Genomic DNA, 6,996 nt, shown 5'->3' with positions numbered 1-6,996 from the left:
CCACAGAGTCAACAGCCTAGTGTGTTACGGCTTTAATATGTTTCTGCTCTACATTAATATTTTGAAAATGCCGTAACGCACCATTGCCGGAATAAGATTAAACCGCAGAGACGCAGAGAACGCAGAGGGAAGAAGTTTTAGAGGGTTTTCGGGTGAGTATTGAACGTGAGGAGATTGTTGAATGGAAAAATTAACAAAATATCGTCAATTAGTCATCAGCCCTCACCCTAGAAGGGTGGGGCTAAAATTACAAAGCCCACCTTCGTGGGCTAAAAATATTGAGTCCGCGAAGGCGGGCTTCGTAGGTGTAGCCGCACCCTTCGAGGGTGTCGGCAATGCGGGAAAACACCCAATCCTTACGCCGTAACCAATCTTCTCAATGATTCAGCGCGACGTTTTGCGGTAATATTTTTCGGCTCAAGTTCTAATACTCTTTCGTAGTTTTCCAAAGCTTGAGCATTTAACTTTTTACGTTCGTAAGCATGACCAAGATTGTTAAGGGCTGTGACGTAATCCGGTTGTCTTTTCAAGGCTTCTTTGTAATTACGAATTGCTAAATCATACTGTTCTTGAGCAAAGCAAGCATAACCTAATCCGTTGTAAGTTAAGGTTATATAATTTTCTGTTGCAGGATCTGTTTCTTCTTCTTCGTTTGCTGCTTTGATTGCTTTTTGAAACAAGCTAACTGCTTGAGTAAACAGATTTTTCTGAGAATAAATACTGCCTAATTTATAATATTCTTCAACCGTACCTGGTTCTTTCGTTAATTTAGAACGCAATTTGGAAAAGGAACCTTCTTGTTTGCGAGATTTAAAAATTTGACCAAAAATGCTTATCACTGCTAAAAACAGCAAGCCGACTAAAATAGAAAGATAAATAACTGCTAAATTACTATTCATAATCAATTATCAATGACCAGAGCTATTATTTAGGATACTAGATTTACTGGTACAAAAAAATTACGATTTATCAATTATTAGGCAATAGGAAAGAGTGATTAAGGTAAACCCCAATATTGAGTACGTTCTTTGAGCCAACCTTTTTCTAAGTAACTGGCGATTAATTGGCTTACTTGTCGTCGTAGTTCGTCGGATTGCAATCCTTTGGGCATAGCTACTGATAAGGGTTGTGTTGATATTTTGCTTGGCAGTAGTCGATATTGAGGGTTTTGTTTTATCCAGTTGCTGAGACTAGTAATATCGGCGGAGAAAGCGGCGACTTGGTTGTTATCAATAATTCTTTGTCCTTCTAAGTAAGATTCAACTCCTACTAAGTCGGCTTTTGGGAGGTAATATCTCAGCGGTGCAATGGTGCTGGAGTTTTTCAGGACGGCTACTTTACTGTTTTGTAAGTCGGTTAGCTTTTGAAATGATGTGTCTTTTGTTGCTATCACTCCGCCGTCGAAGTAGTAAGGAACGCTGAAATTTACGATGCGTTCCCGTGAAGCAGTTGCGGTTACTTTAGCGATCGCCATATCAACTTCACCTTTTGTCACTGCACTCAAGCGTTGTAAGTTGCTGACTGGTTTGAATTTAATTAATTTTTCTAATTTGTCTAATTTATTTGAATTACTTGCGTCTGGTTTACCTAACAAATCTTGCGCTAACTTTTGCGCTAACTCGATTTCTAGACCTTGTAAATTACCGCTTTCGTCTCGAAATGCTAAAGGAGGGAAGTTGTCTTTAACTGCAACAATTATATAGCCGCGCTGCTGAATTTCTTTTAACGATGCGGCAAATGCAGGCTGTGTTTCTATAACTTGGAATAAACTTAAACACAAAATCAAAACAGCGGATAGTAGCAGATGTAACCACCGCTGCTGATTGTATTGCTTATTTTGTCGATGAATTAACCGTAATTTCAACAATTTAATCATCCTTTGCAACACAGTTACATCCGTGACGGTTCGTAGTGAGGATTTTAATCCTCAACATAAGAGTTAAAACTCTTACTACGAACTTTTTTACCCATTTATTTTACTTGACTGGCAATTTCGGCAACTTTGCTAAAACCATCGGGGTCTAAAATTGCCATTTGTGACAACATTTTACGATTAATTTCAATGTTGGATTTCTTCAAATTGCCCATGAATTTACTGTAACTCATACCGTGTTGACGCACGGCAGCATTGATCCGAGCAATCCACAGACGACGGAAATCACGCTTGCGTTTTTTGCGATCGCGATAAGCGTGACGTAGCGCTTTCATTACCTGTTGGTTGGCGGTTCTAAATAAGGTAGAGTGAGAACCGCGAAAGCCTTTGGCTAACTTCAGAATTTTTTTGCGGCGTTTGCGAGCTACATTACCGCGCTTGACTCTAGACATACTTTATCCCAATATTTCCCAATAATTTACAACTAATTTCCTAATATTTAAGGATTTACAAATACGGAAGCATACCGCGTACATTGTCAGCATCGCAATCTTTAACAATCACTGCTTTAGACAAATTACGCTTTTTAGCGGTAGTTTTCTTTTCTAGAATGTGATTTTTGAAAGCTTTACGACGAACGATTTTACCAGTACCTGTGGCACGAAATCGTTTGGCAGCAGCTTTACGAGATTTCAGTTTAGGCATTTTCTTCTACTTCTATACTTAGACACAATCCCATATTATAGATGGTAATTCGAGCGAAAGCTGAACTAAGTTACCAATTTATGGATCAAATAGAGATAGTGGATTATAACCCGGATTGGGCGAATATGTTTGAACGGGAAGCCGAATCTATTCGTAAAGCCCTGAGAAATTTAATTGCAGAAATTCAACATATTGGTTCAACTGCGGTACCGGGTTTAGCAGCGAAACCAATTATCGATATTATGGTTGGGGTGCGCTGTTTAGCAGATGGTCAAAGCACCATTAAACCCCTTGAAGATTTGGGATATGTTTATTGGAGCAATAATCCCAATTCCGAAAAAATGTTTTTTGTTAAAGGAATGCCACCATACGGGGAAAAGCGCACTCATCACGTTCATGTGGTGGAAGTTGATGGGGAGTTTTGGCAGCGTCGATTATTTAGAGATTATTTAAGGATACATCCCCAAGAAGCGCGGCGATATGAAACATTAAAGCGAGATTTAGCAGTGCGATTTCGTGATGATAGAGAAGCTTACACTCAAGGGAAAACCGATTATATTCGAGAAGTAATGAAAAAAGCGCTTGCGTTTTCATTTTATCCAAAATCGCCGACACCCTAGAAGGGTGCGGCTACACCTACAAAGTCCGCCTGCGCGGACTAGAAATTAAGCAGGTGGGCTTTGCTTCTGTAATCGCCGACACCCTAGAAGGGTGAAGCTACACCTACAAAGTCCGCCTGCGCGGACTAAATAAGCTTTTTAGCCCACGCAGGTGGGCTTTGCTTCTGTAATCGCCGACACCCTAGAAGGGTGAAGCTACACCTACAAAGTCCGCCTGCGCGGACTAAACAAGCTTTTTAGCCCACGCAGGTGGGCTTTGTTTCTGTAGCCCCAGACTTCTAGTCTGAGGGTATTAAGAATTTAAAAACATTTTTTCCGTTTACACATATGCAACATCACTAACAATGGTAAAAAATTCAACCACCAAAGGTTATGTAAATCTATTTTCCCTAACACAAAAAAACAGAACCCCGGAACGATTAAAATATCAAAACCTTGAAATAAACTTCAAACAGTCATCGCTTATTGATAATTGATTTATTATGGATTTTGGTATTAAAGATAAGGTTGCTGTCATCACTGGTGGTGATTCTGGTATTGGTATGGCAACGGCGAAATTGCTGGCTGCTGAGGGTGTAAAAGTAGCTTTACTTGATAAAACAGATGAGAACTTAAAGCAAGCTACTGAGGAAGTTGGGAAAATTAGCGAGGTAATGGGTTTTCAAGCAGATTTAAGAGAACTTAAGCAAGTAGAAAAAGCTAAGACTCAAATTTTAGAACATTTTGGCAAAGTTGATATTTTAGTTAATGCAGCCGGAATTACTGGAGCAACAGGAGATTTTCTGGAAATATCCGATGAAGATTGGCACGAAGCACTTGAGGTAGATTTGATGTCAGCAGTGCGCGTTTGTCGTGCTTTCATTCCATCGATGCGGGAATCCGGTTGGGGAAGAGTCGTTTTGATCGGTTCCGAAGATGCTTTACAACCTTACGCAGACGAATTACCTTACTGTGCAGCAAAAGCTGGAGTACTCAATTTAGCCAAAGGATTATCAAAAGCTTACGGTAAAGATGGTGTATTGATAAATTCAGTATCCCCTGCTTTTATCGCAACTCCCATGACAGACGCGATGATGAAAAAACAAGCCGAAGAAAAAGGGATTAGTTTTGAAGAAGCGATTTCTCAATTTCTAAAAAAGGAGCGTCCTAACCTCGAATTAAACCGTCGCGGTAAAGCCCAAGAAGTCGCTGCGGTAATTGCGTTTTTGTGTTCCCAGCAGGCTAGTTTTGTACTTGGTGCGAATTATCGCGTTGATGGTGGTTCGGTTGCGAGTATTTAGATAGTTGGTTCCTAATATTAGTTCTTCGTAGGTTGGGTTAGACACGCAAATCAACTTGATTTGAAACGAGAATCCTTTAATCGTGTCGTAACCCAACATCTTATTTGTTTGTCCGCGACATTAATGTTGGGTTACGGTGCAATATGAATTCCGGTGGTAAGAATCATTATTACAATTGCACTTAACCCAAGCTACAATTATTTATATTTATTTGTAGGTTGCGTTGTATGCGCGATCGCACATACAATCTAATCTTTACAATTGGCATTGATATTAGACGATATTAATGTAAATTCAGCAGGTAAACTGTAAATTTTATTTTCATAAATACGACGCGAGATTAGAAAATTTAATAATTGTGCTATTTTTAAATAATACGATTGCGTAATAACACTTAAGTTTCATATCTCGAATATAATCTTATATATTATTTATTTTAAGTTTGAATAATAATACTTAAATTAGCTCATAAAAAAACAGTTTTAAAAAGTTTTTGTAATTTAACAAGCATGAATATTGCCATTGTTGATGATATTGAATTATCAATGTAATAGTGATAAAGGAGTTAATCAAACAACTCTATTTAAATAAACATTTAAGAGATTAAAAATGGCGATCGCATTATCAAAATTCGTTTGTTCTACTTTACTTGCAACCGGATTTGCTGTATCTCTAGTTGCTGCACCAGCACACGCTAAAGTAAACGGAAAAAATAACCAAACTTCAACAACCAGCAATCCTCCGGCTTCAACAACAAGCAATCCTCCTGCTCAAACAACCAGCAATCCTCCGGCTTCAACGAGCAGCAGCGTTGCTTGTTCGACCAATAATGTGTCTTTAGGAGGAATCTTTGCTACAGCTTGCGAAGGACCTTTCAGCGGTAATGACACAGGAAGTGGAGATTTGGTTGGTCAACTAAATAACGGACTTTTTGATATTGGTTCTGGAGTAAAGTGGGAACTTTTTGGAAAATCAGATGGAGGAGCTTTTTTCGCTGATGATACTACTTCTAATGGTTCTTTAAAATTAAATCAAGCGCTGACTAGCAATACATTTGTGATCAGTCTTAAGAGTAGTGACAGCTATAGCGCTTATCTATTTGAAGACTTTGATTTTACAAAACAAGGTGCTTTGGATGGATTATTTAACACTATAGGTGTTTCTCAAAACAAGCAGGGTAAAGCCCAGGCTTTATCTCATGCTTCAATCTTTATCGCAAATCGACCACCTGAACCACCAGTTAAAACTAAGGTTCCGGAACCTGCAAGCATAATTGGACTTGGTTTAGTATCGGGTACAATGTTTATGAAGCGTCGTCGCAAATCTAATCCTGAACTCTAATTTAACTACAAAAATCCCGAAGTAACCTTTACCTTGAAATACTCCTCATTTATTGAGGGGTATTTTGTATTTTTATTGGTAATACCATATTTGGTAGGTTGGACTAGACAGATTTGGAAATTTGAATTGTAATCAGAATCCTTATGTTAAGCCGATGTTTTATTTCATTCCTAAAAAATCTTTAATAACTTTGACTATATAGTCTTTATTCTCAATATGCTGTCGAAAAAATCCTATACTTACACTTCTTGAAAAAGATATTGTTGGGGTTAAGAATAACTTTTCATTAGGCACTTTTACACAAACTCTATTATGATAACTTTCCGAAGTCTCAATACGTTCATTTTTAACATCTATAATTTCATTGAAAGAATATTTAAATTCTTGTTTACCGAATATTCCCAAACATCTATAACGAGTGACCGTCAAATAAGCTGTTTCTTTATCAAAACAAAAATCAATGAATAAACCTGTCAATATTAGCAATAAAAATATTAGTGCAAAGAATATGCTTAATCCAATACCGGCATAAACTAAATATCTTTCATCTATAATACGTACTAATTTTATTTCTCTACTGTCGAATAAAAAATCATTAATAGATGATGCGAATAATCTAAGTTCGTCAATTTTTGAATTTATATATGTGTAGTCAGTAAAAGGAATAGTTTCGCTCTGATTTAATAAAATCATTCGATAACTATATTTTGATTTATCTTGCTCATCAGTTTCAATTTGCTCTATTTTTGCTTGAAGCAGGTTTGGAATTAGCTTTAAATTGTTTTCATTATTGAATAAATTAATCTCAGAGATTTTACAGTTTGTTGGCAGATATTTGTGCTTGAGATTAAAATCAAAATTTGCTGTTGAGATATCTTGTATAGAATGCTCGCAAGTAATTTTGTGAATCGGAACAATATTAACAGCAAAGAATAGGTATAGTATTACAATTTGGCTTATGATTATTCCTATACTCAGGCTTAGTATTGGTCGAAAAGTTATAATAAGTTTGGTTGATGTTTGTTTAGATATTGTTAGAAGATTAGATAAAGTAAGATACCCAAAACCTATTAAGTTAATTGCTACTATAATTGCTTTTAAGAAGAAAGGTATTTTATCCATAAAATATAATTGTAAGTTGGATTAGACAGCATATAAATTTGATTTGAAACGAGAA

The 6,996-nt window shown here is 36.9% G+C and carries 8 protein-coding genes; 3 read left to right on the top strand and 5 right to left on the bottom strand.

Going from position 1 to position 6,996, the window contains the following annotated elements:
* Positions 1-356: 356 nt before the first annotated feature.
* From VB797_RS29035 to rpmI, 4 genes are all read right to left on the bottom strand, one after another.
* Positions 357-899, bottom strand: coding sequence for a tetratricopeptide repeat protein (locus VB797_RS29035; protein ID WP_323241242.1), 543 nt, complete (start codon positions 897-899; stop codon positions 357-359).
* Positions 900-997: 98 nt separating this feature from the next.
* Positions 998-1,876 carry a transporter substrate-binding domain-containing protein gene (locus VB797_RS29030; protein WP_323241241.1) on the bottom strand — a complete coding sequence of 293 codons (879 nt, stop codon included), beginning with the start codon at positions 1,874-1,876 and terminating at the stop codon, positions 998-1,000.
* A 95-nt stretch (positions 1,877-1,971) separates the two neighbouring features.
* Positions 1,972-2,325, bottom strand: a complete 354-nt coding sequence (gene rplT / locus VB797_RS29025) for a 50S ribosomal protein L20 (protein ID WP_323241240.1) — start codon at positions 2,323-2,325, stop codon at positions 1,972-1,974.
* Between the two features lie 55 nt (positions 2,326-2,380).
* Positions 2,381-2,578, bottom strand: coding sequence for a 50S ribosomal protein L35 (rpmI, locus tag VB797_RS29020; protein WP_323241239.1), 198 nt, complete (start codon positions 2,576-2,578; stop codon positions 2,381-2,383).
* 80 nt (positions 2,579-2,658) lie between these two features.
* Between rpmI and VB797_RS29015 the strand changes: the two genes are divergently transcribed.
* The 3 genes from VB797_RS29015 to VB797_RS29005 all read left to right on the top strand — a co-directional run bounded on the left by VB797_RS29015 (position 2,659) and on the right by VB797_RS29005 (position 5,819).
* Complete coding sequence (locus tag VB797_RS29015) at positions 2,659-3,198, top strand: GrpB family protein (RefSeq protein WP_323241238.1); 540 nt, start codon at positions 2,659-2,661, stop codon at positions 3,196-3,198.
* Between the two features lie 482 nt (positions 3,199-3,680).
* Positions 3,681-4,478, top strand: a complete 798-nt coding sequence (locus VB797_RS29010) for an SDR family NAD(P)-dependent oxidoreductase (RefSeq protein WP_323241237.1) — start codon at positions 3,681-3,683, stop codon at positions 4,476-4,478.
* A gap of 609 nt (positions 4,479-5,087) precedes the next feature.
* On the top strand, positions 5,088-5,819 hold the full coding sequence (locus tag VB797_RS29005; RefSeq protein ID WP_323241236.1) for a PEP-CTERM sorting domain-containing protein: 732 nt from the start codon (positions 5,088-5,090) through the stop codon (positions 5,817-5,819).
* Positions 5,820-5,978: 159 nt separating this feature from the next.
* On the opposite strand, the gene VB797_RS29000 is transcribed toward VB797_RS29005, so the two are convergent.
* Positions 5,979-6,941: a hypothetical protein gene (locus VB797_RS29000; protein ID WP_323241235.1), complete on the bottom strand. Its 963-nt coding sequence runs from the start codon at positions 6,939-6,941 to the stop codon at positions 5,979-5,981.
* Between the last annotated feature and the right edge of the window lie 55 nt (positions 6,942-6,996).

It is taken from the genome of Rivularia sp. UHCC 0363, from assembly GCF_034931125.1.
In the GTDB taxonomy this organism is placed as follows: Bacteria; Cyanobacteriota; Cyanobacteriia; order Cyanobacteriales; family Nostocaceae; genus Rivularia.
Note: the sequence above shows the minus strand (reverse complement) of the source record. Positions and strands in the feature narration are given on the sequence as shown.